General features: G+C 49.7%; 22 protein-coding genes and 1 pseudogene. 12 read left to right on the forward strand and 11 right to left on the reverse strand.

Annotation, left to right across the window (positions count from 1 at the left end):
* Positions 1-294 precede the first annotated feature (294 nt).
* Together P4D80_RS01190 and P4D80_RS01195 are read right to left on the reverse strand one after the other, a co-directional pair.
* A complete protein-coding gene (locus P4D80_RS01190) occupies positions 295-771 on the reverse strand; it encodes an SH3 domain-containing protein (RefSeq protein WP_421657036.1) in 477 nt (158 codons plus the stop codon).
* Positions 772-848: 77 nt separating this feature from the next.
* Complete coding sequence (locus P4D80_RS01195; RefSeq protein ID WP_421657037.1) at positions 849-2,372, reverse strand: AAA family ATPase; 1,524 nt, start codon at positions 2,370-2,372, stop codon at positions 849-851.
* Between the two features lie 124 nt (positions 2,373-2,496).
* On the opposite strand from P4D80_RS01195, the gene P4D80_RS01200 reads away from it, so the two are divergent.
* The 5 genes from P4D80_RS01200 to P4D80_RS01220 all read left to right on the forward strand — a co-directional run bounded on the left by P4D80_RS01200 (position 2,497) and on the right by P4D80_RS01220 (position 7,039).
* Complete coding sequence (locus P4D80_RS01200; RefSeq protein WP_421657038.1) at positions 2,497-4,158, forward strand: B12-binding domain-containing radical SAM protein; 1,662 nt, start codon at positions 2,497-2,499, stop codon at positions 4,156-4,158.
* 9 nt (positions 4,159-4,167) lie between these two features.
* Entirely contained in the window at positions 4,168-4,356 is a 189-nt protein-coding gene (locus tag P4D80_RS01205) for a CPXCG motif-containing cysteine-rich protein (RefSeq protein WP_421657039.1), read from the forward strand.
* 594 nt (positions 4,357-4,950) lie between these two features.
* Positions 4,951-5,187 carry a DUF2811 domain-containing protein gene (locus P4D80_RS01210; protein ID WP_421657040.1) on the forward strand — a complete coding sequence of 79 codons (237 nt, stop codon included), beginning with the start codon at positions 4,951-4,953 and terminating at the stop codon, positions 5,185-5,187.
* Positions 5,188-5,192: 5 nt separating this feature from the next.
* The gene (locus P4D80_RS01215) at positions 5,193-5,984 is read left to right on the forward strand and encodes a RecB family exonuclease (RefSeq protein ID WP_421657041.1); all 792 of its coding nucleotides are present in this window, start codon (positions 5,193-5,195) and stop codon (positions 5,982-5,984) included.
* 95 nt (positions 5,985-6,079) lie between these two features.
* Positions 6,080-7,039, forward strand: a complete 960-nt coding sequence (locus tag P4D80_RS01220; RefSeq protein WP_421657042.1) for an aldo/keto reductase — start codon at positions 6,080-6,082, stop codon at positions 7,037-7,039.
* Positions 7,040-7,065: 26 nt separating this feature from the next.
* Here P4D80_RS01220 and P4D80_RS01225 read toward each other — a convergent pair whose 3' ends face one another.
* Complete coding sequence (locus P4D80_RS01225) at positions 7,066-7,629, reverse strand: hypothetical protein (protein ID WP_421657043.1); 564 nt, start codon at positions 7,627-7,629, stop codon at positions 7,066-7,068.
* 538 nt (positions 7,630-8,167) lie between these two features.
* Here P4D80_RS01225 and P4D80_RS01230 point away from each other — a divergent pair.
* Positions 8,168-9,241 carry a dipeptide epimerase gene (locus tag P4D80_RS01230; protein WP_421657044.1) on the forward strand — a complete coding sequence of 358 codons (1,074 nt, stop codon included), beginning with the start codon at positions 8,168-8,170 and terminating at the stop codon, positions 9,239-9,241.
* Between the two features lie 66 nt (positions 9,242-9,307).
* Here P4D80_RS01230 and hetR read toward each other — a convergent pair whose 3' ends face one another.
* Positions 9,308-10,210, reverse strand: coding sequence for a heterocyst differentiation master regulator HetR (gene hetR, locus P4D80_RS01235; protein WP_421657045.1), 903 nt, complete (start codon positions 10,208-10,210; stop codon positions 9,308-9,310).
* A 545-nt stretch (positions 10,211-10,755) separates the two neighbouring features.
* On the opposite strand from hetR, the gene P4D80_RS01240 reads away from it, so the two are divergent.
* A complete protein-coding gene (locus P4D80_RS01240) occupies positions 10,756-10,911 on the forward strand; it encodes a hypothetical protein (RefSeq protein ID WP_421657046.1) in 156 nt (51 codons plus the stop codon).
* 104 nt (positions 10,912-11,015) lie between these two features.
* Here the strand turns inward: P4D80_RS01240 and P4D80_RS01245 are convergent, their stop codons facing one another.
* The 3 genes and pseudogenes from P4D80_RS01245 to P4D80_RS01255 form a co-directional block, all read right to left on the reverse strand.
* Positions 11,016-11,657 (reverse strand): ABC transporter permease, encoded by a 642-nt coding sequence (locus tag P4D80_RS01245; protein ID WP_421659607.1) that lies wholly within the window; start codon positions 11,655-11,657, stop codon positions 11,016-11,018.
* Positions 11,658-11,742: 85 nt separating this feature from the next.
* The gene (locus P4D80_RS01250; RefSeq protein ID WP_421657047.1) at positions 11,743-11,865 is read right to left on the reverse strand and encodes a hypothetical protein; all 123 of its coding nucleotides are present in this window, start codon (positions 11,863-11,865) and stop codon (positions 11,743-11,745) included.
* Between the two features lie 205 nt (positions 11,866-12,070).
* Positions 12,071-13,082 (reverse strand): annotated as a pseudogene (locus tag P4D80_RS01255) (ABC transporter permease).
* A 213-nt stretch (positions 13,083-13,295) separates the two neighbouring features.
* On the opposite strand from P4D80_RS01255, the gene P4D80_RS01260 reads away from it, so the two are divergent.
* Positions 13,296-14,576 carry an N-acetylmuramoyl-L-alanine amidase-like domain-containing protein gene (locus P4D80_RS01260; protein ID WP_421657048.1) on the forward strand — a complete coding sequence of 427 codons (1,281 nt, stop codon included), beginning with the start codon at positions 13,296-13,298 and terminating at the stop codon, positions 14,574-14,576.
* Between the two features lie 109 nt (positions 14,577-14,685).
* On the opposite strand, the gene selD is transcribed toward P4D80_RS01260, so the two are convergent.
* Positions 14,686-17,079 (reverse strand): selenide, water dikinase SelD, encoded by a 2,394-nt coding sequence (gene selD / locus P4D80_RS01265; RefSeq protein ID WP_421657049.1) that lies wholly within the window; start codon positions 17,077-17,079, stop codon positions 14,686-14,688.
* 590 nt (positions 17,080-17,669) lie between these two features.
* Between selD and P4D80_RS01270 the strand changes: the two genes are divergently transcribed.
* Positions 17,670-17,984, forward strand: a complete 315-nt coding sequence (locus P4D80_RS01270; RefSeq protein ID WP_421657050.1) for a hypothetical protein — start codon at positions 17,670-17,672, stop codon at positions 17,982-17,984.
* Positions 17,985-18,071: 87 nt separating this feature from the next.
* On the opposite strand, the gene P4D80_RS01275 is transcribed toward P4D80_RS01270, so the two are convergent.
* Both P4D80_RS01275 and P4D80_RS01280 read right to left on the reverse strand, forming a co-directional pair.
* Positions 18,072-19,007 (reverse strand): transposase, encoded by a 936-nt coding sequence (locus P4D80_RS01275; RefSeq protein WP_421657051.1) that lies wholly within the window; start codon positions 19,005-19,007, stop codon positions 18,072-18,074.
* Positions 19,008-19,021: 14 nt separating this feature from the next.
* On the reverse strand, positions 19,022-19,432 hold the full coding sequence (locus P4D80_RS01280; RefSeq protein WP_421657052.1) for a transposase: 411 nt from the start codon (positions 19,430-19,432) through the stop codon (positions 19,022-19,024).
* Between the two features lie 587 nt (positions 19,433-20,019).
* Between P4D80_RS01280 and P4D80_RS01285 the strand changes: the two genes are divergently transcribed.
* Positions 20,020-21,029, forward strand: a protein-coding gene (locus tag P4D80_RS01285) for an ISKra4 family transposase (RefSeq protein ID WP_421657053.1) whose coding sequence is annotated in 2 segments (ribosomal slippage) — positions 20,020-20,176 and positions 20,176-21,029 — 1,011 coding nt in all. Because the reading frame shifts where the segments join, the coding sequence is not laid out codon by codon here.
* Between the two features lie 12 nt (positions 21,030-21,041).
* Here P4D80_RS01285 and P4D80_RS01290 read toward each other — a convergent pair.
* Positions 21,042-21,731: an IS1 family transposase gene (locus P4D80_RS01290; RefSeq protein ID WP_421655414.1), complete on the reverse strand. Its 690-nt coding sequence runs from the start codon at positions 21,729-21,731 to the stop codon at positions 21,042-21,044.
* A gap of 162 nt (positions 21,732-21,893) precedes the next feature.
* Between P4D80_RS01290 and P4D80_RS01295 the strand changes: the two genes are divergently transcribed.
* Together P4D80_RS01295 and P4D80_RS01300 are read left to right on the forward strand one after the other, a co-directional pair.
* Positions 21,894-22,472 (forward strand): WD40 repeat domain-containing protein, encoded by a 579-nt coding sequence (locus tag P4D80_RS01295; RefSeq protein WP_421657054.1) that lies wholly within the window; start codon positions 21,894-21,896, stop codon positions 22,470-22,472.
* Between the two features lie 181 nt (positions 22,473-22,653).
* Entirely contained in the window at positions 22,654-23,070 is a 417-nt protein-coding gene (locus P4D80_RS01300) for a hypothetical protein (protein ID WP_421657055.1), read from the forward strand.
* The last annotated feature ends 163 nt before the right edge of the window (positions 23,071-23,233 follow it).

Here is a 23,233-nt window from a genome sequence, read left to right on the forward strand (position 1 = left end):
CCCACAGAAATTTGGACTGGCAAGCCTTAGAAGTGGCTATATAGTCTATTTTTTATCAAAAATCTAGATTTATCAATTGTGCAACTAAAATTAGTTGCAAAAATCGAATGAATGCGCAACTAATCTTCAAATTGATGAGTGTGTCTTCAAATATCTAGATTGACTTAAACGGGCAATGGCTGGGCTTTGTGAGAACCGATGATCAATCAACCACTACTACAGATCACAAAGGACTAGTAATCTGCAACCATCTATTCCGGCATATTTTTGCTAGTTATTGGGTAGAAGAAGTAATCAGTTTGCTCGCTCGGCATAGCCAGATTTAATCCAGCCTTCCTGCCCACTACTTTCAACTCTCACCTTCTGCCATTCTCCATCCGGACTATCTTCAAGAATGACAATTGATTCGTTATATTCAACACCGCCAATCCTTTCAGCATTGCGGTCAGGGTTTTCGCGCAGGTTCAGCCCCTGCGATAGAACGATACGGGCCCGGTAGCCGGAGGCTTCTGTTTTCTGAGGAGAGGGGGTTTCACTGGAGGATGGGCTGGGGGAAGGACTGGGAGAGGGTTTGACGGCAGCGGGGTTTGCCTGGGCTGCTGTCACTGGTTTCGCTTTGGGAGAGGGATTGTCGTTCGGAAAGGTGGGTCTTGGAGGGGGAGCGGTGAACTGAGCAATCACATACTGGGCGGCAATAAAGCTACCAGAGGCAATCAGAACAAATGCAAAAAAAATACCGCTTAATACTTTGATCAGATCTGACCAGCTCATAGTGATAACCCAGAGAACGGTTTTGGCTGCAATTGTATAGTCAGCGCGGAAATTTGTTGCATTAGATTTGATTGAAACTAATCGGGTTGCTGCATTTGGCGCTGAATCCGGCTGCTTAAGCTACTGTGCTTTGAGGCGAGACGAGCTTTACCAGCGGCAGCCCATTCTTGCAAAAACTGGATTTGCTCCTGGGCAGTCCTTGCCAGGGGAACGATTTGGCTGGCAGCTTCCAGGATGTCGTCGGTGGTGAAGTCTCGATTTTGGCTAAAGCCGATGTGCATTGCTTCAATCAAGGTTTGCTCAATCTCAGCACCGGAGAAGTCGGGGGTTTCGTAGGCGAGCCGATCAAGGTCGTATTGCTTAAGATTGTGGGGACGCAGGCGGGAAAGATGAACTGAGAAAATGGCTCGACGCTCTTCCTGAGTTGGCAGACCGACGAAGAAGATTTCGTCGAAACGCCCCTTACGAAGCATTTCTGGTGGTAGAGACTGAATATTATTTGCCGTTGCGACGACGAAGACAGGAGTGGTTTTTTCGGCCATCCAGGTGACAAAGGTGCCAAAGACGCGGCTGGTGGTTCCGGCGTCGCCTTTACTATCAACTCCAGAAAAGGCTTTATCGATTTCGTCGATCCAGAGAATGCAGGGAGCCAGAGCTTCTGCCAGTTGAATCATCTGGCGGGTGCGGGATTCGGATTCACCGACCAGTCCGGCAAACAACCGTCCAACGTCCAGGCGTAGCAGGGGGAGGTGCCAGTGATGGGCGATCGCCTTCGCTGTTAGTGATTTGCCGGTGCCCTGAATGCCAACCAGCAGCAGCCCACGGGGGTGGGGTAAGCCATACTGCCGTGCCCGTTCGGAGAAGGCTCCTCCCCGCCGCAGGAGCCAGTCTTTGAGGTTATCTAACCCGCCGATGTCGGAGATGTTGGCGGTGGTGGGGTAGAAGTCCAGGATCTGAGTTTGACGGATGGTTTGCCGTTTTTCCTCCAAAATCAGATCAACGTCTTCAGGACGGAGTTCACCGTGGGTGGCGATCGCCCGTGCCAGAACCCGGCGAATTCGCTCCATTGACAATCCCTGGCAGGAACGCACCAGCTCATCCAGGGCACGGCCTTCTAGGGCATGGCCGGTTACAGCCAGTAAGCGTTCGATCTCGGTTTGAATTTCTGCTGGCAAGGGCAAAGGAAAATCCAGTACAGTGAGTACTTCACTTAATTCGTCGGGAATGGTGATTTGAGGAGAAATGAGAACAATGTTTTTGGGTTGGGCCTTGAGGATACGTGCCAGGTTTCGCAACTTACGGGAAATGGAAACATCCTCTAGAAAGCGGTGAAAGTCCCGCAGAATAAAAATTGCTGGTGCAGTGGCTGGCAATTTTTCAACAAATTCCAGGGCTTGCAATGGATTTCGTTTACCAAAGCCTTCGTCGTTGGGGTTTCCCTGGTAGCCATCGACAAAATCCCAAATGTAGACTGCCCGATTGCCAAGTTGTTTGGCCGAATGGGCGATCGCCGCTTCAATTCGCTCTTCCTCGCGGGTGGGAATGTAAATCAGCGGGTAGCGGGCACGCAGGAGTAACTCAAATTCATCGCTAAAGCTCATAAATGCAAGCCCCGAAAGCAGGTTGAATCAGAGGTCTGGATTTCCTCACTTTACCCCAATGGTTGGGATACACGTTACAAGAGAAGAGGATGCAAATTTTATCAGCTCACCAAAGCCTTAATTCATGACTGTTTCTCCTTTCACGGCTGAACGCCTTTTATTTACTCCAGCAAATCCAAGCGACGATGCAGTACCGGTTATCTTTGCGTTTCCGAATGAGTACAGCGTCGGGATTACCAGCCTGGGCTATCAGGTGGTGTGGGCAACGCTGGCCTCTCGACAGGACTTGCAGGTGAGGCGACTGTTTACCGATATTCATGAGCCGTTACCATCCCAGCCTGAGTTATTGGGGTTTTCACTGTCCTGGGAACTGGACTACGTAAATATTTTGGGCTTGATGGAGTCGTTGGGGTTACCAATTTGGGCGCGAGAACGAGCTTCCCACTCCCCCTCGACCCAGTATCCACTGGTATTTGGTGGCGGCCCTGTGTTGACGGCTAACCCGGAGCCGTTTGCGGATTTCTTTGACGTGATTTTGCTGGGGGATGGGGAACTGCTGCTGGAAGAGTTTATTGATGCTTATCAAGAAGTGCGGGAGGCAGAGCAGGGAACCCAGTTGCGGCATCTGGCGAAGGTACCGGGAATTTATGTGCCCAGTCTGTATGAAGTGGCCTATGACGGGGAACGGGGAGCGGTGAAGGCGATCGCTCCCATTGCGCCTGACCTTCCTACCCAAATTGAAAAGCGAACGTATCGGGGTAATACCCTGTCAGCCTCAACGGTTGTGACAGAAAAAGCGGCCTGGGAAAACATTTACATGGTGGAGGTGGTACGGAGTTGCCCGGAGATGTGCCGCTTTTGTCTGGCCAGCTACCTGACGTTGCCATTTCGGGTTGCCAGTGTGGAGGAATCATTGATTCCAGCGATCGCCCGCGGGCTAGAGGTAACGGATCGAATTGGTTTACTGGGAGCCTCTGTGACTCAGCACCCAGAATTTGACCGCCTGCTGGACTATCTCAACCGTTCAGAGTATGACCAGATTCGCCTCAGCATCGCTTCCGTGCGGACGAATACGGTCACTCCTAAACTGGCGAAAACCTTGGTGAAACACGACACCCGTTCCATCACTATTGCCGTTGAAAGTGGCTCTGAGCGGCTGCGTCAAATTATCAACAAAAAGCTGACCAACGACGAAATTATTCAGGCTGCGATAAACGCCAAAGCTGGAGGACTCAGCCATTTGAAGCTGTACGGAATGGCGGGCGTTCCGGGCGAAGAACTCGACGACCTGGAACAAACCGTAATCATGCTGCAAGAAATCAGGAAAGCGGCTCCCGGCTTGCGGCTGACATTTGGGTGCAGCACTTTTGTGCCGAAGGCTCACACCCCTTTTCAGTGGTTTGGGGTGAACACTCAGGCAGAAAAGCGGCTGCAATGGTTACAGAAGAAACTGCGCCCGATGGGAGTGGATTTCCGCCCAGAGAGCTACAATTGGTCAATCATTCAGGCTTTGCTGTCGAGGGGCGATCGCCGCCTCTCCCGGTTACTGGAGCTAACTCGTCACTACGGTGATTCTCTGGGCAGCTATCGTCGGGCCTTCAAAGAACTGCGAGGCCAAGTGCCCGACCTGGAATTTTACGTGTATTCAGACTGGCCACTGGATCGGGTCCTCCCCTGGAGCCATCTTCAAGGTCCATTGCCTCAAGCCACACTGATTAAACATTTAGCAGCAGCCACCGAGTACTTCGGTGCTTCCGTTCCCAAACCAGAGCTACTGAGCGTTTGATAATACTCCATGCAAACAACTGCTGAATTTTTCTGTGCCTACTGCGGTGAAGAAAACACCACCTTTGTTGACCTGAGTGCCGGGGGATACCAGTCCTATGTCGAAGACTGTCAGGTGTGCTGCCGTCCGAATATTCTTTACCTGCGAGTAGATGAAGACACTCTGGAAGTCGAAATTGATAGCGAATTTGAGGGATGAGGTAAAGGGGCGATCGCGCTCCAATAACCCCTAACCCTCTTCAATTCAATACAGATGAACTGATATTGGTCGGCAAATCCTAACTTTTAAACTTTTTGCAATTCTTATCATTGCCGCCAATTTTCCCCACAAATTCCACACCGTTTCCACAAAGTAAACAAGTTTTCTCCACACCTTCTCCACAGGTTTTCCACAACTTGAAATGAATTTTCCACAGCTTGAACGCATCAATCGGACTTTGAAGCATTTTCGATGGGCACGCGAAAAAACAAGTAAAGGGTTCGATCAGTCCCAGTGTTTTGTTAAGGAAAGTAACAGAAAACTGGTTGAAACCTCGATTCCTTCGTTGGGGTTTTGACCGACTTAAGTTCTTCGTAACATTTCGCAGCATTGACAACAGCCCTTCGGCAGCTGCAAAATGATGCGACCAACTTGAAAGCGCACTGACCCAAATTTGCAGAACCTGCCTCCAGATATTGATTGGAAGCCAGGCTAGCAAAGGCGGGGCTCGGTTGCGTTGCTTTTGGCTGCGTGGATCAGCAGCCTGTTAATCTATCGAACCATTCACTACCCAATGTGGGAGTTAAGGCTTCTATGAACAGTACGGTCAGCCTCCTTGTTGAAATTCCTGAAGTGCTACACGAATCCCTCAGAACCTATCTGGAAATGCGTCCCGATTGGGATCAAGACCGGGTCTTTACGGCGGCCTTATCCCTGTTTTTGCTGCAAAACCGGGGAACTGAATCCTCTCCAGAAAAGCTCTACCAGCGGCAGGCGTCACGCATCTATCTAGACACGATGTTCAAACGTCCGGTTGGACAAAACAACTAATCCTTATGGCCTACCAGATCTCAGCAACGAAACTTCAGGCATATCATCGCTGTCCTTATGCCTACTACTTGCGGTACGAGCGGAAGTTAACAACCAATGAATTCTTCGGCTCAGCGGCATTGGGAACTGCTTTACATCAAGCCCTTGCCCAATGTCACCGAGACTGGCATTACCGCCAGCCGTTGCCCGATCTCCGCTGGGTGCATCATTGCTGGCGGCAACACTCTGCTGGTTTAACAGCTAGCCAGGTTTCGGAGGGGTTGGAGATTCTGGAGAACTACTATCACAACTTTATTGCTAGTGAGGTGGCACTGACCCAACCGCTGGCAGTAGAGGGCAAAATTCAGGGCTATTTACAGGTTGAAAATCTGGAGTTCCTGATTGTAGGGCGGTATGACCGACTTGACTTTCTTACCGATGGGCTAGAGCTGATTGACTACAAGTCGAGTCGAGAAGCAAAACTACCGGATGAGATGGAGATGGATATTCAGATTGGGCTGTACTACCTGGCTCTGGAGCAGACCTATCAGCAAAGTTTGAAGTATCTCAGTCTTCTGTTTCTGCGAACTGGCGAGAAGATCCGGTTTGAAGCGACAGAGGCGCACAAGGAACGGGTGCAGGAGATGATTGGTAATCTTGCTGTGCGGTTGCGTTACGACCGGGGCTGGGAAGCCATGCCAGGTGAGCAGTGCAATCGCTGTACCTTTGCCCGTTACTGTTCTGCGGTTACGGCTAACCCCGCCCCTTTACCAGAAACCCACGCTAAATCTCAACTTCAGTTGGTATTGAACCTCTAGAGGGAGTGATGCGTTTTAAGTTTTGAGTTATGAGTTAAGGGGTTGCGACTCGGAACTCAAAACTCAAAACTCAAAACTTTTTCAAGGAACTGCTCATGGAAACACGAGAACTTGGTACCTCCGGTATTCGCATTACCCCTATCATCACGGGCACCTGGCAGGCAGGAAAAGCGATGTGGGTGGGGATTGAAGATAGGGAAACTATTAAAGCGATTCGGGCCGCCTTTGAGGCTGGCATTACAACCGTGGATACGGCTGAGGTTTACGGTCAGGGGCATTCGGAGAAAATCGTGGCAGAGGCTCTGTCCGATGTACGGGATCGGGTAGTTTATGCCACGAAAGTGTTTTCTAACCACCTCAAGTATCAGCAGGTCATTGATGCCTGCGAAGGTTCTCTCAAACGGCTAAAGACCGATTACATCGATCTTTACCAGATTCACTGGCCTTCTGGTACCTACGGCAGCGAAGTCGTGCCGATTGAGGAGACAATGAGCGCTTTGAACGACCTAAAGCAGCAGGGGAAGATTCGAGCGATCGGCGTCTCCAACTTTTCCCGGACTCAATTAGAAGAAGCTTCTCAGTATGGACGCATCGACAGTTTACAACCCCCCTATTCCCTATTCTGGCGATATGTTGAAAAGGAAACGGTTCCTTACTGCATTGAAAACAAAATCTCTATCTTGGCCTATTCTCCGATGGCACAGGGGCTACTCACGGGCAAATTTGGTCCCAATCACCAGTTTGAGGAGGGCGATCACCGGGCGAAAAACAAGCTGTTTCAGGGTGAAAACTACGCCCGTGCCCAACAAGCTCTTGAAAAGCTGCGTCCAATTGCAAATCGCTACCAGACTAGCCTGGGTAACTTGGCACTGGCATGGCTAATTGCCCAACCTCAAACCAGCGCCATTACCGGAGTTCGTAATGCACAGCAGGCGGTTGAGAACGCTAAAGCAGCCAATATCCGTCTGTCTGAAGCGGATCTGGCAGAGATTAATGCTATCGGACGTTCAGTCACCGATTATCTCGATGACAATCCTGTTATGTGGAACTGGTGATCAGCAATTGATCAGCAATGAGGAGCTTATGACCTGAAAATGGCTTTCCAGGCTTCCACTGTGCCTCTGCCGATTTCTATATCCTGGATTCTGCCGTCATCCCATATCAGACGGATTACCATATTTTGGGGAGGGGCGCTGGCAAGAGCTGCTGCCAGTTCGAGTGGGACAGCCCCCTCTTCGTAGGTATAAATTTGACCATTGATAGCAAATTTAATCGCTTTGGGGGTGTGTTTGATCGAGTAACGGCGGTAGATAGGTTCCTGATCGGGGTAGCGATCGTACCTTCTTCTGCCGTGTTTATCGTAGTAAGTGCGTGTGCGCCAGGTGGTGCGGTACCCTACAAATTCTGACCTGAACTGGATATAAGTGGCACGAATTCCACTTTTTGACCAACTGCTAACAAACTCAAAATCGTCGGTAAAGTTTTTGTCGTAAACAATCTTGCCATCGAAGGGATCTTCAACAACCTTCGACCACGAGACTTTGGCACTCCCGCTTATTGGAGCGGGTTGAACTGCAAATGCGGCAGGGATCGAGCTGATGAAGAAGCCCAAACTCATCCCCAAACTTAACCATCGGTTTTTCATATAGCACCTCCAGAGAAGGAGATCCTTTGAATGACATTGAAATAAAGCAGTTAGGCAATGCCCTTCCTCAAGCAACGCTGAGTTTTTGTTGAATATGGCGTTCACAAATAGTTTGCGAAGGGAGGTAGAGGTTTTGCTCCCACGCAGGGGGTGGACCCCCTACATCCCGTTCAAATCCTAAGAAGGATCACTATAGCAATGATCTTCAATGAGAAACCCGGTAATTCCAAGAAGTTTCCTTGAACAAATCAGATAGCCTGATGGTAATTTGAACCCCATTTCTATTATGGAAAACGGCGAGGAGTCTAAAGGTTTTAAGAGAACTTAATATGGAATATCTTCCTTGAATAAGGAATCATGCAGAGTGTAAAAAGGAGATATTGAAAAGCCTGAAGCATTGGTGAATGAGGGTAGGATACCCCCCAGATTCCCGACTTAATTACTCAATTAGACTTAATTAATTGACGCTGACCTGGGATTGAATGATTCAGCAAAGAAGTCGGGGATCTCAATTTCACGATTCAATAACCCGAGCACCATGCAAATCCGAATGGCCACCTTCACCGTACACAAACGGTTTGCTCTGACGATCAGTCGCGGCACTACGGCTCAAACGACCAACGTTTGGATTGAGGTGGAGCATGAAGGGATTCGCGGTTGGGGAGAAGCTTCTCCCTTTTCGATTGGAGAACGGCCTCAAACGACTGAGCAAATTGCTCGCTCCCTACAGAAATTTGCTCCTTTACTAAAAGTCTTCAACCCTCTGGAGCGGCAGCGAATTGAGAAATTGATGCTGAATGCTGGTTTGCCTTCGGCTGCCCGTGCTGCTTTAGATATTGCACTGCACGATTGGGCAGGTAAACGGGCAGATTTGCCATTGTGGCAACTGTGGGGGTTGGATCGCGATCGCATCATTCCCACCTCCATTACCATTGGCATCGCTCCCCCTGAGGAGGCTCGACAGCGTGTTTTAGCATGGTTGGGTAGGGGAACTGTCGCCATGCCGCTCCAGGGCATTCAGGCATTGAAAGTAAAACTGGGTAACCCGGAAGGCATTGAAGCAGACAAGGCAATGGTATTGGCTGTGAAAGAAGTGGCCGAGGGGATTGCCAAAATCAGCGTTGATGCTAATGGGGGATGGGATTTGAAGACGGCTTTGATGATGGCGGATTGGCTTGCGGAACGGGGAATTACCTACCTGGAACAGCCCTTAGCCAAAGGGCAGGAGGGGGATTTGCCAGATCTGTATCAGCGATCGCCCCTCCCTATTTTTGTAGACGAAAGCTGCTTCACCAGCTACGATATCCCTCCTTTGGCAGATCGCGTGCATGGCATCAACATCAAACTCATGAAGTCCGGTGGCCTGACCGAAGCCATGCGCATGATTCAAACTGCGAAAGCCTGCGGCCTCAAAGTCATGTTTGGTTGCTACTCCGACAGTTCCCTGCTAAACACTGCCCTCGCCCACCTTTCCCCCCTGGCTGATCAGCTCGATCTCGATAGCCATCTCAACTTACTAGACGATCCCTTCACTGGCGCAGTTTTTCAGGATGGGCGGGTGTTGCCGAACGATCAGCCGGGGTTGGGGGTGAGGAAGAGGGAACGTGAATGAGTGGATGAGTGAAGGGGTAGATGAATGACTATTACTCCTCACCGACCAGCAACTTACTGCTTCCCTTCACTTTTCTCTCGGTCCCAGGACCATTTGCAGCACAAAGGGCTCGCCGCCTGCCTTGTGGTATTTATCTGCCCAGGCGCGGATGACTTCGTCCAGTTCTTCCATAGCCTGATCGAGGCGATCGCTGGGAATGTCTAGTTCTTCCAGCACGCGCATCACTTCAGACACCCGCCCTGCCCAGGCATTCATCAACCGGAAGTAGCGGGCCGTGTCTTCCACCATAATGTAGGTGCGTTCTTCCTCGTCCGCAGGGGAGTAGGAAGCGCGGGTGAGGGCGTAGAATGGCATTCCCCAGGGAGAATCGATGCGAGTGACGGTGCCTGAGTAAATTAATCGCCGCTTGATGTGTTCTGCCAGGGCTTCGCTGAGAGGCATTCGCCGATCAGGTGGCAGGTCTTCCTGAGAGCGAGCGTGGAGAAACTCAATCAGATCTAAAAATTGGAAAGAGTTGATCAATTGCGCATCTGGCAAACCCGTAGGGGGAAGCTTTGCCTCAATTTGGCGCTTTTCTTCAGTGGTGAGGCTGGTGCCATGAATACGCGATCGCCCTGGTTGCCAGGGATATTGCTCTAACCAGACGTAAGGAAGTTGAATCAGGTAACGGGGTTCCTGGGAGCCCAGCATCTTGAGAAGTTTGCCTTCGGTCAGCGCCTGCCGCACTTCTTCAACAATGGCCTTAACCCGCTTAGGCTCAATATGATGCAGGTGGCCTGTCATGCGGAGGTTCTGGTCCTGCTCCAAATAGGTCATATAGATGGCGCATTTGGCAGCGGTCGCGGCTGCGTCCAGGAAAGCTCCATGACGATGCCCACTGGTTCGCATTGCACTAAACGCCAGATAAAGCAGGATCTGATCCATTGCACTGGGGCTAAGACGTTTGATCAGATCGAGGTCGTTGGTCATGTTAGGCAAATAGGTTTAGAAATGCCACTAAATGGGGGCGAAGATCCGTGATTTCTGCTAGAGATTCAGTTCGCGTGTTAGGTAAATATGGCTGTAGCCACCAACCTTAGGAGGGGATGCAGGAATGAAACCCTTGGCTGGGGGCGAAGCCCCCACACGCCCTAAAGCCAATGCTCTAAGCAACCTGGCGACAGCTACAAATATATCGCCGGATCGCACAAGATTGAACTGCTCTATCACCAGGATCATTAAAGCTTGAATCTTGAAGAATTTGCTACTTGATTACTCAGAATATTCCTAAAATTCCAAAAAAACTGGTCAGTCATCAAGTGAATTTTATTTCTTAACGCTGCCGAAAAAGTAGAGAGCGCTTGAAACGAAGTTTCAAGCATCAATCTTCTTTACATTCCAGGAATCAGTAATGGTCTACTTCTGTTTGGCAGGAGGTAGCAGGTGGGGTCGAGAGAAAGTCAATGCCCATTGCCTGTCACCTTGCACCCATATCAGATGACAGGCATGATTGATTATGCCTACGCATAATACCATTGTCCAAACAATTCTCGCCGACCACTGCCGCGATGGAAGAGGCGATCGCGGCTGTTTTCAGTTTGAGCTATGAGGCTGAAAAGATTGAGGAATTGAAGACATCTGGTTGCGGGTGTAACTACCGCACCCAACCTAGAAAACACAACGGTCAGTAGAGATCCTGGTAGCAGATGAAGCCGCATAAACGTGTCGTCCGTATCAAGGTTTCTATTCCCTGATACGGAGCACGGATGAGTAAATCAGGACAAAACAAAAAAGTTCAGCGTGAAGAATGCGGATCAAGCCCGTCCCGTAGCCCATCACCCAGGAGGTTGAATGCCAGAACAATCAGTGTAATGAAGAGACCGGGAAACAGGGTCGTCCAAGGAGCAGTGAGGGAGTACCCCCCCTTAAAGGCATCGGACAGCATAGTACCCAATTCTGGGGTAGGAGGTTGCGCCCCCAAACCCAGAAATCCTAATCCTGCTGCTTCCAGGGTCGCTGTGCCAATTGAAAGACTTGCTTGAACAATAATGGGAGCCAGGCTAGCCGGTAAAATATGACGCCACAGCAGATGACTTGGTGAGGCACCCAGTGCCTGGACTGCCTGCACAAACTCCTGTTCCTTGAGGGAAAGCACCATCGCCCGTGTTAACCGGGTGAAAATCGGCACCTGAACAATACCGACTGCCACCATCACGCTGGACAGACTGGGGCCAGTGACCGTGACAATCGCGATCGCCAGCAAAATCGATGGAAATGCCAGCAGAATATCCGTCACCCAACCAATCACCCCCTCAATCCATCCCCCAAAATACCCGGCAGTCAGCCCCAACAGCAGCCCAATTATCAGTCCCAGACCCACTGAAACCACGCTGACCACCAGCGATGTTTGAATTCCATACCAGACCAGGGTTAGCACATCCCGTCCCAAAGCATCAGTTCCAAACCAGTGGGCTGCACTGGGAGGAGCTAACCGTGCCAGGTAGTTCCGATCCGTCGCCGGGTCATAGGGGGCGCAAGATAGGGGCCAGCAACGCCAGTAAAACGAGGGCGATCGCCAGCCCCAATCCAATCCTTCCTGAGGAAGACTGCCAGAAGCGTTGAACAGCTCGTTGGGTCAGGGGCATAGGGGGAGTTGTTAGTTGTTAAAGAGGGGAGTGTTGAGTTTTGAGTTCTAATAAAGGCAACAGGCAACACGGTAGATGGGTGATGGGTTAAGGGGTGATAGGGCGATGGGGTGATAGGGTAATGGCTCTTTACATCCCCCCTCCACTCCATCACTCCCCCACCCTCCCACTCCCCATTCCCGACTCCTGACTCCTTCCCGTCCCCTCACTTATACTGAATTCTCGGATCAAAAAGAGCATAGGAGATATCTACTAACAGGTTGACCAGGACGAAGGCGATTGCCACAAAAATGACTCCCCCCTGCACGACTGGGTAGTCACGGGTAAAAAATGCCATCGTAAATCCAGGAACCGATGCCGGGCCAGGAAAAGATGGTTTCTGTTAAAATGGCTCCTCCCAGCAGGGTGCCAAACTGGAGCCCGGTAATGGTGACAACTGGCAGAAGGGCATTCTTTAAAGCATGGCGGAGAATGACCCACAATTCGGGGACACCTTTGGCTCTGGCGGTGCGAATGTAATCTTGTGACAGGGTTTCTAGTAGAGCGCTGCGGGTGATTCGCGCCAGGATGGCCAGCGGAATAGTTCCCAAAGCTAGAGCGGGCAAAACCAGGTGAGCCAGGATGTCTTTTAGAGCATTGCCATCTAGTTTTAGGAGGGCATCCAGGATGTAGAAGCCGGTGAGGGGCTGAAAGTCGAAACCCGCATCGATGCTGATCCGCCCGCTGGGAGGCAGCCACTGCAAGTTGACAGAAAACAGGTAAATCAGCAAAAGTCCCAGCCAGTAAACGGGCAGAGAAACTCCAACCAGCGAACTGGTCATCATTAAGTTATCGAGCCAGCTATTTTTTCGAATGGCTGCCAGAATCCCTGCTGGAATACCCAGAACCAGGGCAACCAAAATAGCAGCGGCTGATAGTTCCAGGGTAGCGGGAAATCGACTCTTTAATTCATCGGCGATGGGAATACCACTGATAATGCTGGTGCCCAAATCAAAGCGAAGCAGGTTTCCCAGGAATGTGAGGTACTGGACAGGCAGGGGTTGGTTCAATCCCATCCGCTCCCGCAAGGCAGCGAGTTGTTCAGGGGTTGCCCGTTCTCCTAACAGAACTACGGCAGGATCGCCAGGAATGAGATGTAGAAAGCAAAAAACGAGGAGGGTAATTCCCAGAAGGACGGGCAGTAAGCCCAGTAAACGTTTGAGGATGTAGAGCCACACGGATGAACTTTCTTGACTTTTTTGAATAGTGGGAAGGGATTTGGAAAAGCTCAAATTCTTTGCCATAGAGCTCTTTCAGTCTAAGGTTAAAAAACTAAAATCCAAAGTCGGTCGTGTGTGTTAGATTTGGCTAGCTCAAAACTGCTCTTAGTAGTTCGTCAGGACTGAGTTCAGGCGTGCTTAATACCAACGAAGACCAATTTCCAGGTGCTTTTGGGGTTTGCAGCCCACAAAAACAGTTTTGAAGGACCACTAGTACAACAAAACGAAAGTTTTGTTGGGGTTGAAAACGAAAGTTTTGTTGGGGTTGCAGGGGTGGAACTCCTTGGCAGACTACTAGTTGCAGAGAATGGAATTTGCTCTCGGCGATCGCATCGATTTGTGATGGAAAAACTCCTGAAGCGAATAACAGGTTTCCTCTTTACGGCAGGCTTAATCATCTTCTGCCCTCTCCCAAACATGGCTCCCCTCAGTCGCTCGACGGTTGTTTCAGACCAGTCAGAGCAGGCGGCTCTTAAATCCGTGTCCTCCAATCATGCCAGCGCGACCGAATCGCTTCACTTATCTGACGATTTAAACCGGCTGCCCTATGTTTCGCTTGTGGATCAGCGGATTGTGGAAGCGGAAGTTTCGACGGTGCTTTCGTTGTTGGCCCCTGGTAAAGAAGAGGCATCGCCCTATGCAGCCAACCCTTTTAATGAAAAGGATAGTTCCCAGTTTGAGCAGATTATGCAGAATGCCCGTTCGCGATCGCTGCATAATCGTCCGATGGGGGAGATCGTACAGGCGCTCGCCCAGCAGCTACTAGGTAGCCCCTATGAGGCTAATCTGCTAGATCGATCCTCAAAAGAAACGCTGGTGGTTTCGCTGACCCGGTTTGATTGTGTTCTGTTTGTGGAAACGGTTTTGGCCCTGGCCCGGGGCATCGCCATACAGGATTACTCCTATCCAACCTTTGCCCATCATTTACAAAATCACCGCTACCGGGACGGTCGGCTTGACGGTTATTGTAGCCGTCTGCACTACTTCTCGGAATGGATTGCTGATAACCAACGGCGGGGAAATGTACTCAACATTGCGGCAGAGATAGGCGGTGTGCCCTTTCCCAAGACACTAAATTTTATGAGTACCCACCGCAGTAGCTATCCCCGACTGGTGAATGATGCCACCTACCGCTGTGTGCAACAGATGGAATCCAGCCTCAATCCATTGACCCTTTATTACATTCCTCAGAGCCAAATTCGGCAGTACTACGCTCAACTGCAACCGGGAGATATTGTGGCGATCGCCACCGATATTCCGGGTCTAGATGTAACACACACTGGCCTGGTCTACCGCAATGAGGATGGTAGCCTGGGACTAATCCATGCAGCCCCTAATAGCGGTGTCAAAGTTTCCCACGATTTGCAGCACTATGTAAGCAACGTTGAGAGCCGAATTGGCATTTTAGTAGCGCGTCCCACCGATCCACGATCGCCGATTTCTCGCCCTTAGCATTCAGCCACACCCATCTTCCTTCAATTCAGCGCAACAATGTAAAGCCTGGGCGATCCCGCTCCTAACGACGCCTTCCAGTAGCCTCCCCCCTTCGCGTTGAGCTGTCTTATGCGAGCGTGATAGGTTTCACTACGTTTGAGTGGGGAAGAGTGTGTCCGATAATAGCACTGTGGGAGTAGCCTAGGGACCTTAAAGCCGCGAGGCAGCGATCGCCCATCTCTTCAGGCACTGCTGCCAGCAGCCCCCCCGATGTTTGGGGGTCAAACAGTAGTGGAAATTGTGGATCCTCGAACCTTTTAGTGCCATTTTCAATGAACTCCATCGCCTGCAAATTTTGCGGATAAAGCGAACTCATAATCCCAAGCTGGGTGATCTCCAGCGCACCGTTTAGCAGCGGAACAGCATTCAAATTGAGCTTGACGGCAATCTGTTCAGAATTGCGGATCATTTCGACCAGATGCCCGATTAGTCCAAAACCAGTGATGTCAGTACAGGCCGTTGCCTGATGCTCTAACAGACAGAGGGCAGCTTTTTGATTAGATTGCACCATAGATTCAATTGCCCCATCGATCCAGATCCCCTTTGCTTTTTGAAGCTGATTGGCCGCAAATAAAGCCCCCGTCCCGATCGCCTTGGTCAGAATTAACACCTGCCCCGGCTTCATTCCTCCCTTCCGTAACAAGCGATCAGGATCTGCTAATCCATTACAGGCCAATCCAAAAGCAAGATCTTTGCCTTCAGTAGTGTGTCCTCCGGTTAATTCAGCACTGACCTCATGTAAAATCTTCAGCGCACCGGATAGCAACTGATAGAGTGTTTCTTCAACAATGGCAGGACTGGCATAGGGAAGGGTGGCGATCGCCAACGCGCTCTGTGGCTGTGCCCCCATTGCAAACAGGTCACTCAAGGCATGGTTAGCAGCGATCTGACCAAACACAAACGGGTCATCCAACAAGGCGGGAAAGTAATCAATAGTTTGTACCATCACCATCCCAAATGGAATTTGCACGACGGCAGCATCGTCAGGCGCGTTCAGACCCAGCAGAATATCGTCTCTCAAAGGAGCCGGAAAAGCCGGTTGCCGAATCCGTTGCAGCACTCGTTCCAGAATAGGACTACCCACTTTTGCACCACAACCTGCACAGCGCATGGTGGGTGAGAGGGGATGAGTAGATGAGGGGAGGAGTGGATGGGTAGATGAGTGATGGAGTGATAGGGTGATGGGGTGATGGGGTGGGAGAGTTTTGAGTTCTGAGTTAGCATTTGATTCCTGATCCCTGGCTCCTGGCCCCCAGTTCCTGGCCCCTCTCGGCACCTTCCTTCCAGTTCCCTCCATCTCTGGCAACTTTTTGAACCGTTCCATAAACGCTCGATCAATTCGATCTTTCCATTTCCAGAGGAGGGGAGAATGCCAGCCCAGGGAGCCTCGTGAAGCAACTGCCGAGCCATCCCCAGTCCCAATCAGGCTGAGATAGTGTTTTTGTGGATAGTAAGGTTTGAGTGGTTTTTCTTGCAGGGCGTGGCGCAGATTGTAAAAGAGTGGCTTACCCTGACGAACGGCAAATACCCCAGCTTTGGGGCGGGGATGGTTGACCATGGTGGCAATGTCACCCGTAGCAAATATCTGGGGATGGGAGCACGATCGCAATGTATCGTCTACTAGTACAAATCCATGCTCGTCCACTTCCAGACCCGCTTTGCCCAGCCAGTCCGGGGCTGATGCCTGCGTAACCCAAACGATGTTGTCGCAGTTCATAGCCAGTCCTGATTTGCAGCGGAGGTAGTGGGGCTGCACTTCACAAACTTCTTCTTCCAGGTGAAGCTGAATGCCTCGCTGGGTCAAAAGTTGGTGGAAGTGCGATCGCACCCAGCGGTTATGCCTGGGCAGTAGACTAGCATCTCGTTGAAACAAATGAATCGTTAATCTATCCAGGGGTTGATGAGCCGCCTTTAATACTTCCTGGAGGCGACGCTGCATATTCAACGCCAGTTCAACCCCTCCATCACCACCACCAACAACTCCAAGGCAGATAGGAGCCCCAGGATTTTGGACAATGTTTCTAACTAACTGTTCCCAATTTTCAAGAAACTGCCTGACAGGTTTAGCCGGAGTAATAGCGTTCAAATCACCTAACACAGCAGGCTTTTGGGGTGTGCTGCCAATATCCAGGGATAGTACGTCAAAACGTACAGGGGGACGGTTGGCACAAAGGACTCGCTTGTTTTCTAGATCCAGCCCAATGGCTGAATCGATGTAAAGTTGTGCTCTCGCAAACTGGCAAAGGGGACGGAGATCAATGTGACACTCTTCATGGCTATAAAAACCTGCCACATGCCCTGGCAACATCCCAGAGTAGGGGGTCTCAGAAGCCTCCGTAATCAGGGTCAATCGTACTCCTGGCAATGGTTTCATCCCAAACATTCTCAGAGCGATCGCGTGAGAGTGCCCTCCACCCAGCAGTACCAGATCTTTAGTAATTGGATTGGGTTCCAGTTTCATCTTCAAAATCAAAGGGACTCATGCCAGAAAAGATCCAGCACAAGTCCTAACCTAACAAGTGTTTAAGGAAACGATGAAACAGATGTCAGAAATAAGCAGATGACGAGTCTCGCTATTTCTGGGGAAGCAAATCAGTACACTGCCAGCCCCATCCCCACTGCTTAGCCCCCCGTCAGGGAGAGCCAGACTTGCAGTTTTCCGTTCAGGCTGAGAGAGCCGTAGGTACGGCATCGAACTGTTTGAACTTTTGCAGGGCCTCAATTGTGATTTTGTCAGCGGCATGTAGTGCTCACAAACTATTTGTGAACAAGGGGGGCGAAGCCTCCACGCAGGGGTGGAACCCTGCACCCCGTTCAAATTTCAAGAATGGTCGGTATAAATCATAAAACCTACTAGTTACTTTGCAAAACGCCCGATTTTTCGAGCTTGAAGGGATTGGTGTCCCTCCTCAAAGAAAATTAATAATCCCCTGCTGGCGATTAACCCCACCTCAGGTAGAGATGCCAATTGTGAAATCTTGGTGATGCTAAAAACGTTAGAAGCCCAAACAATCAGGGCAATCTAAAGACATCCCTTCTCTGCTATTGCCTATGCGCCCCCGACTTTACCAGGGACAAATTCGCCCTAAAGTAAGTACCCTACCTCGCCAAAAAACTGAAGCAGCCGCTTATTTAGATATTTATAAGCTGGTGAATGAAAGAAAACGGCTTCAGCAAGAACTGGAGATGCTAGAGCAACGGCGCGATCGCATCCAGCAACGGTTAACAACCATCGAAAGCCAGGTAGCACAACTGGAAGAAACCGCCCGCAGCTTGAAAGATTCCATTCCGCTGGAAACCAATCCGATCAAGCGTGACCAGGCGATCGCAACAGCCAGTTTCAACACACTGTTTCTCGAATATTAAGTAGGTAGCCATACTTAATTGTCAAGGGGGAGTGGGCGCAGCCCCCACTCCCCCTTAAACCAATGTCCCAAGCTCGACTTTATCCAATTACGCCGCATAACATAGCAGAGTACTCCAGAGTTCGAGCAATTCAGGAGGGACTTTTGTGGAGCTAGGGGTTTCGTGCGACCTCTCAAAAAGTCTAGACGTCCAGTCAAAAAGTCTAGATGTCCAGAGGCAACGTCGAACCGCTGCGAGAGCATCGACGCAGGTCGGGAGAGATTTGGTGTACCAGGCTGTTGTGGGTAGATCAAATGGTTGTTGAGCGTACAGGTAATGAGCTAACAGAGTGACAAGAGAGAACAAGCCAAACAGAGCTGGAGTCGTGCGCAAGATAGCCAGGTTAGACCATTGCCGTTGGGTTTCAACGCCCAAGTGGGCTCGCACCTCCTCAAAGGTGACTTCCACCTGCCAGCGTGGCCGAAACCAAAGCAAAATCTCGGCGGGCGTTGCCGCCAGATGCGTGTGTCCTTTGGGGTCGCGCACCAGAACCCAACGAATAGGCACTGGCGGTTTGCCCGTGTGATACCAGACGGCAGTGCCGCGGCACAGTTCAACTTGGCGTTCGGTGTTGCTGTACCAGCGTTGCAGGGTAAGGGATTGCCAAACGGTTTGGGCATCATTGAGGATTGGGTTGAGCTTTGGCAACTGCTTGCCTTTGATGCGAGTGCGTCCCATTGGATGAGGTTGACGGGCAACGGCCGGTTCATACAGGGCCGCATCCAGGCGCAATCGACTGACCCAATGCACGGGATTGGCCCACTGACTAGTCCTGTGGAGCAACGCTAAGACCGCAAAACTGCTATCTCCCACAATGACCAAGGAGCGTTCAGGCAACCAACGGCGCACTTGTTTGAGCATCTGGACTGGCCAATCCGTCAACGTTTTATGCCGTCGTCCTCGTGGCTGATGATAACGCTCTGATGGAGCCAGCACCGTGAGAAAGGGCAATGCCAAGACGCTTTGAGCCCAAGGAATCTCCACTAACAGCATCAAACTTAACCAGCGTAAACCCTGACTTTGACCACCTGTGCCTCACGGGAGCGCACCGCATCTCGGTAAATCCCTTTCGCTTTAATCCGGTTGCCCTTGCGCCGCTTTATCGGATCGTCTATCCCCATCACCACCATGCCTGACGGCACAAAGGTACTGAGCAGATGCCCCAGTAATCGTCGGGCAACTTTCAAACTCGACCAAACCGCTCGACTCAGTACCCGATGATACTTGCCAAAGCGTCGCTCCTCTGCTTGTCCCATCACCCGCAAAATCGCACTGGCGCTACGTTTGCCCGGACAAAGAATCGCTCCAATCACTAAAACCTGCACATGCTGCCAGACTCGACCAGAAACCAAGCCCCCAAACGTCTCCAACAGAGCCGCGAACAGACTTGCTACGATTAAGGTAAACATAGAATTTTAGGGGTGAGAGGGTATTCGATGCGTCTCACCCTTTTCTCTATATTCCTCCCTATCCTCAAAATGGATAAAGTCGAGCTTAGAAGCGGCGAGTATATGTTTGAAAGCAGGAAAAGTACGGTCGTGAATCAGAGAAATGTGGGCTCATAACTTACCAAGATTTTCAGGTTTGATTGACTCAAATCTGAAGACAGGCAAATGAAGGTCGTCTGGCAATTGTTACAAATTTTCCCACACTGCTTTGATGCACTACCGAGTACCGTAGTATAAAAAGTGTAGTAATAGTATATCTGTTCTACTGAATTGCTAAGATAGATACACAGAATTTTGCTGTATATCCAGCCCATTTGAGGGAGATATCCAGCAAGGCTGCTGTTGATCTACCAGTTTTGGGGAAATATACAGTAGGCAGTCTGTTTATTTACCCTATAGGGGGAGATATACTGATAAAGTTTGTATAATAAATTGTTAGCGGGAGCATGTCACTTTTGCAGTGAGTAGACATGCTTAAGAGACTGAGGTACTGGAAAAGATAGGGGCTATCGCTCAGAATTAGAGCAATCTACTCCACCAACAAGACCATGCAACCCGAACAAGAGCAAGCCCTCAAAGCCCACCTCCAAGCAATTGCCAAAATTCTCTATGACGATAGCGACCCTGATGCCATGCAAACGTTAGAAGGTATTGAAATGACCGTTAGACAGAAGATTCAAGCCCATGTCAGTCCAGAGTTGGGAAATTTTTTATTGCAGCGATTACAGGCACAGTCGCAGGGCGAGCCAGAACCTTGAAAAGCACCTTAGGCGTGTTAGAAATTACCACAAAACAAGCTGAGAAACTGAAGGTATTGCCGCATCGTCAGTTGAGTCCTCACTTAGAGAACTGCTGTTTGCGTCTGAGTGCAACGGTATCGTATGAGCAAGCGGCGCAAGATCTAGCTTACTTGACCGGCATTCGGGTTGCTGCCAAAACGCAACAGCGTCTCGTGCATCGTCAAACCTTCGAGTTGCCAAACATCGAACAACCGATGGCAGAGTTGAGTATCGATGGTGGCAAAGTGAGAGTGAGAACTCCTTTAGGCGAACCCTGTGAATGGAAAGATTACAAAGCGATTGCTACCGACCAGGGAATAGTTGCCAACTTTCAAAACAATGCTCAATTGATTGATTGGGTGAATGAGCAATCCCTGGCTCAACCCGTCGTTTGTTTAGGAGATGGTCATGATGGCATTTGGAATATCATCAGCCAAATTGCCACTGCTGAGCAACGCTTAGAGATTTTGGACTGGTATCATCTGGTGGAGAACCTGCACAAGGTTGGTGGCTCCATCAAACGGCTCCATCAAGCAAAGGGGTTGCTATGGCAAGGTCAAGTTGAGGCAACAATTGCTTTGTTTGGTGAGTGTCGCAGAAAACAGGCAAAGAACTTTTGTGAGTATTTGCGTAAACATCAACATCGCATCGTCAATTACGAGTATTTTCAGGCGGAAGGGTTGTACTCGATTGGTTCCGGTGCGGTTGAATCAGCTATCAAACAGATCGGTCAGCGGGTACAACTTTCAGGAGCACAATGGCATCGGGGGCGTTGCTGAAACTGTAATGATTTAAGCTGGCAAAGGAACTGTCCAATCCTTCAAGGAGTGAAGCAGCAAACGAAGGGAACATTTCAGCATTGCGACAGACTTAGAGTAGCACAAGGTCTTGCGGTGCAACCGTGCCAAGTAGTGCCGCAGACGAGTGTTCTCCCCCTCCACGCGAGTCATGTAGGTTTTGCTCACAATCTGGTCGCCCTCTTCGATGAACATCGGGTAGACTTTCCATCCATCGGTGATATAGAAGAAGCATTGCCAGCATTTGACCATTGACCACAGCCACTTGAATGTTTCCGCACTGCGGTCACCAATCACCCACGCCAAGATTCCGGCTCTCTTATGATTAACCGCTGTCCAAATCCATAGCTTGTTGCGCGTATTGCCTACAAAGGTTTGCAGTTCGTCCAAATCGGTGTTCTCTGGAATCTCCTCTACTTCTGGCGCATCCCGCAATTGGTGTCCTGCCGCCCGAATCCAACGCAGAATCGTCGTGTGATGGATTTCGGTGACCCGTTCGATGCCTCGCAGTCCCATGCCGTTGAGGTACATCTTGATGCACAATTGCTTCACCTCATTCGAATAGCGCCAAGGATAGTAAGTTGCAAGAAATTGCCGACCACACTGCTTGCACTTGTAGCATTGTCTGCCTCGACGATGCCCGTTCTTTGCCGTTTCAGTTGAATTACATTGAGGACATTTCATCCTTCTCATCCTTCTATAATGCCAAATTGTGCATTACCCTTGCAGCAACGCCGCATCGGGAAAATGTCGCGCAAGTGTTAGCTCATCGTTGTGCGTATCTCAATGGGTTAATTGGTTCACCATTGCCTATAAGTTAGGCATAATTGCTTATGAAAAAGTGACATGCTCCCTGTTTGTGGTAGTCAGGACAAGTCTCTTGAGCTTTGGAATTTATCTAAGAAAGAACATGCATGGAGTTTTAAAGAAACTGGCGGTTTACTTGACCCACACTTATCCTCCATAACATCGGTTGCAATTAGTCCAGACGATAAAATTTTAGCAAGTGGGGATGAAAATGGAATTATTAAAACTTGGGGGATCGAAAAGGGAACAACGGATAGAAAAAATAAGACTCACATTCCACGAACATCTATTAATCATTTAACTTTCAGCTCTGATGGTCAGATAATTATTAGTGCTAGTAATGATGGCAAGATAAGGTTCTTTAGGGTAGAGGATTTAACGGAGACTCGAAAAATAGAAGTACATTCCTCTATTAGGTCAATAGCTTTCAGCCCTTCTGGTCAAATTCTTGCTAGTGGTAGTGATGATACTCAGATCAGAATTTGGGATGTCGAAAAGAACGAGCTTATTTGTACTCTTGATGAGCATAAGAAGGTGGTGACCGTAGCTTTTAGCACAGATGGGTTGCTTGCTAGTGGAAGTAAGGATGGAAAAATAAAGGTGTGGCGCGAGGGGTAATAGTCTATGGAACTGTTTGATGGCGAAGATGATAAGTCTAGGATGCCGACACTCAATTTGGCGGGAAACCCAATAGCATTTCAAGCAGTACCCGGATAAACTTTATAGATCAAAAAATCATTCTCGACAAATATTATTTGTACTATAGTTTTCCTCATATTTTCTATTTAGGAGGGGTAACATGGCTAGTGATGAACTTATGCTCCAGCTCCGAGAGAACATAGAGGAAGAGTTATATCCTTATGGTTCATACCTTGCTATGCGAGGGGCGAAAGAAGGTGAACAACGTTTTGGAGTTCCTGAAATTGCACTTGCAACGCTCGCAGTCCTTGCATGGGTTCTTCAACAGTTTCTCCAAGCTTATATTCAAGCAAAAGGTACCCAGTTGGCACAGCGAGAAGAGGAGAATCAGTTAAGAAATCTTGAAATACAAGTTAGATCTCTAAAGGAGGAACTTCAGCTTGCTCAGGAGTGGCAAAACGAGATGGAAGTTAAGTGGATGAGTCTTGTCCAACAATTGCCTCCAGATTTACCTTCAAACATATTGCCAGAACAAATAAATAACGATGAGTTGATTCAAATCTTATCGGACTTTTGACTTTCAGAGCGAGCATCACACAAAGCTTCTGTAGCAATATGCCAGTATTTTGAAAAAGTATAGCTTGTGAGTAATAAATACAATGCTCCTTCTAGAAATGGCTCTAACTGGAAGGCTAGTTTCAGGGTCTCCATTAAATGGTGAAACTCGATATTACCTCGCT

The organism is Leptothermofonsia sp. ETS-13, assembly GCF_049200465.1.
Taxonomy (GTDB): domain Bacteria; phylum Cyanobacteriota; class Cyanobacteriia; order Leptolyngbyales; family Leptolyngbyaceae; genus Leptothermofonsia.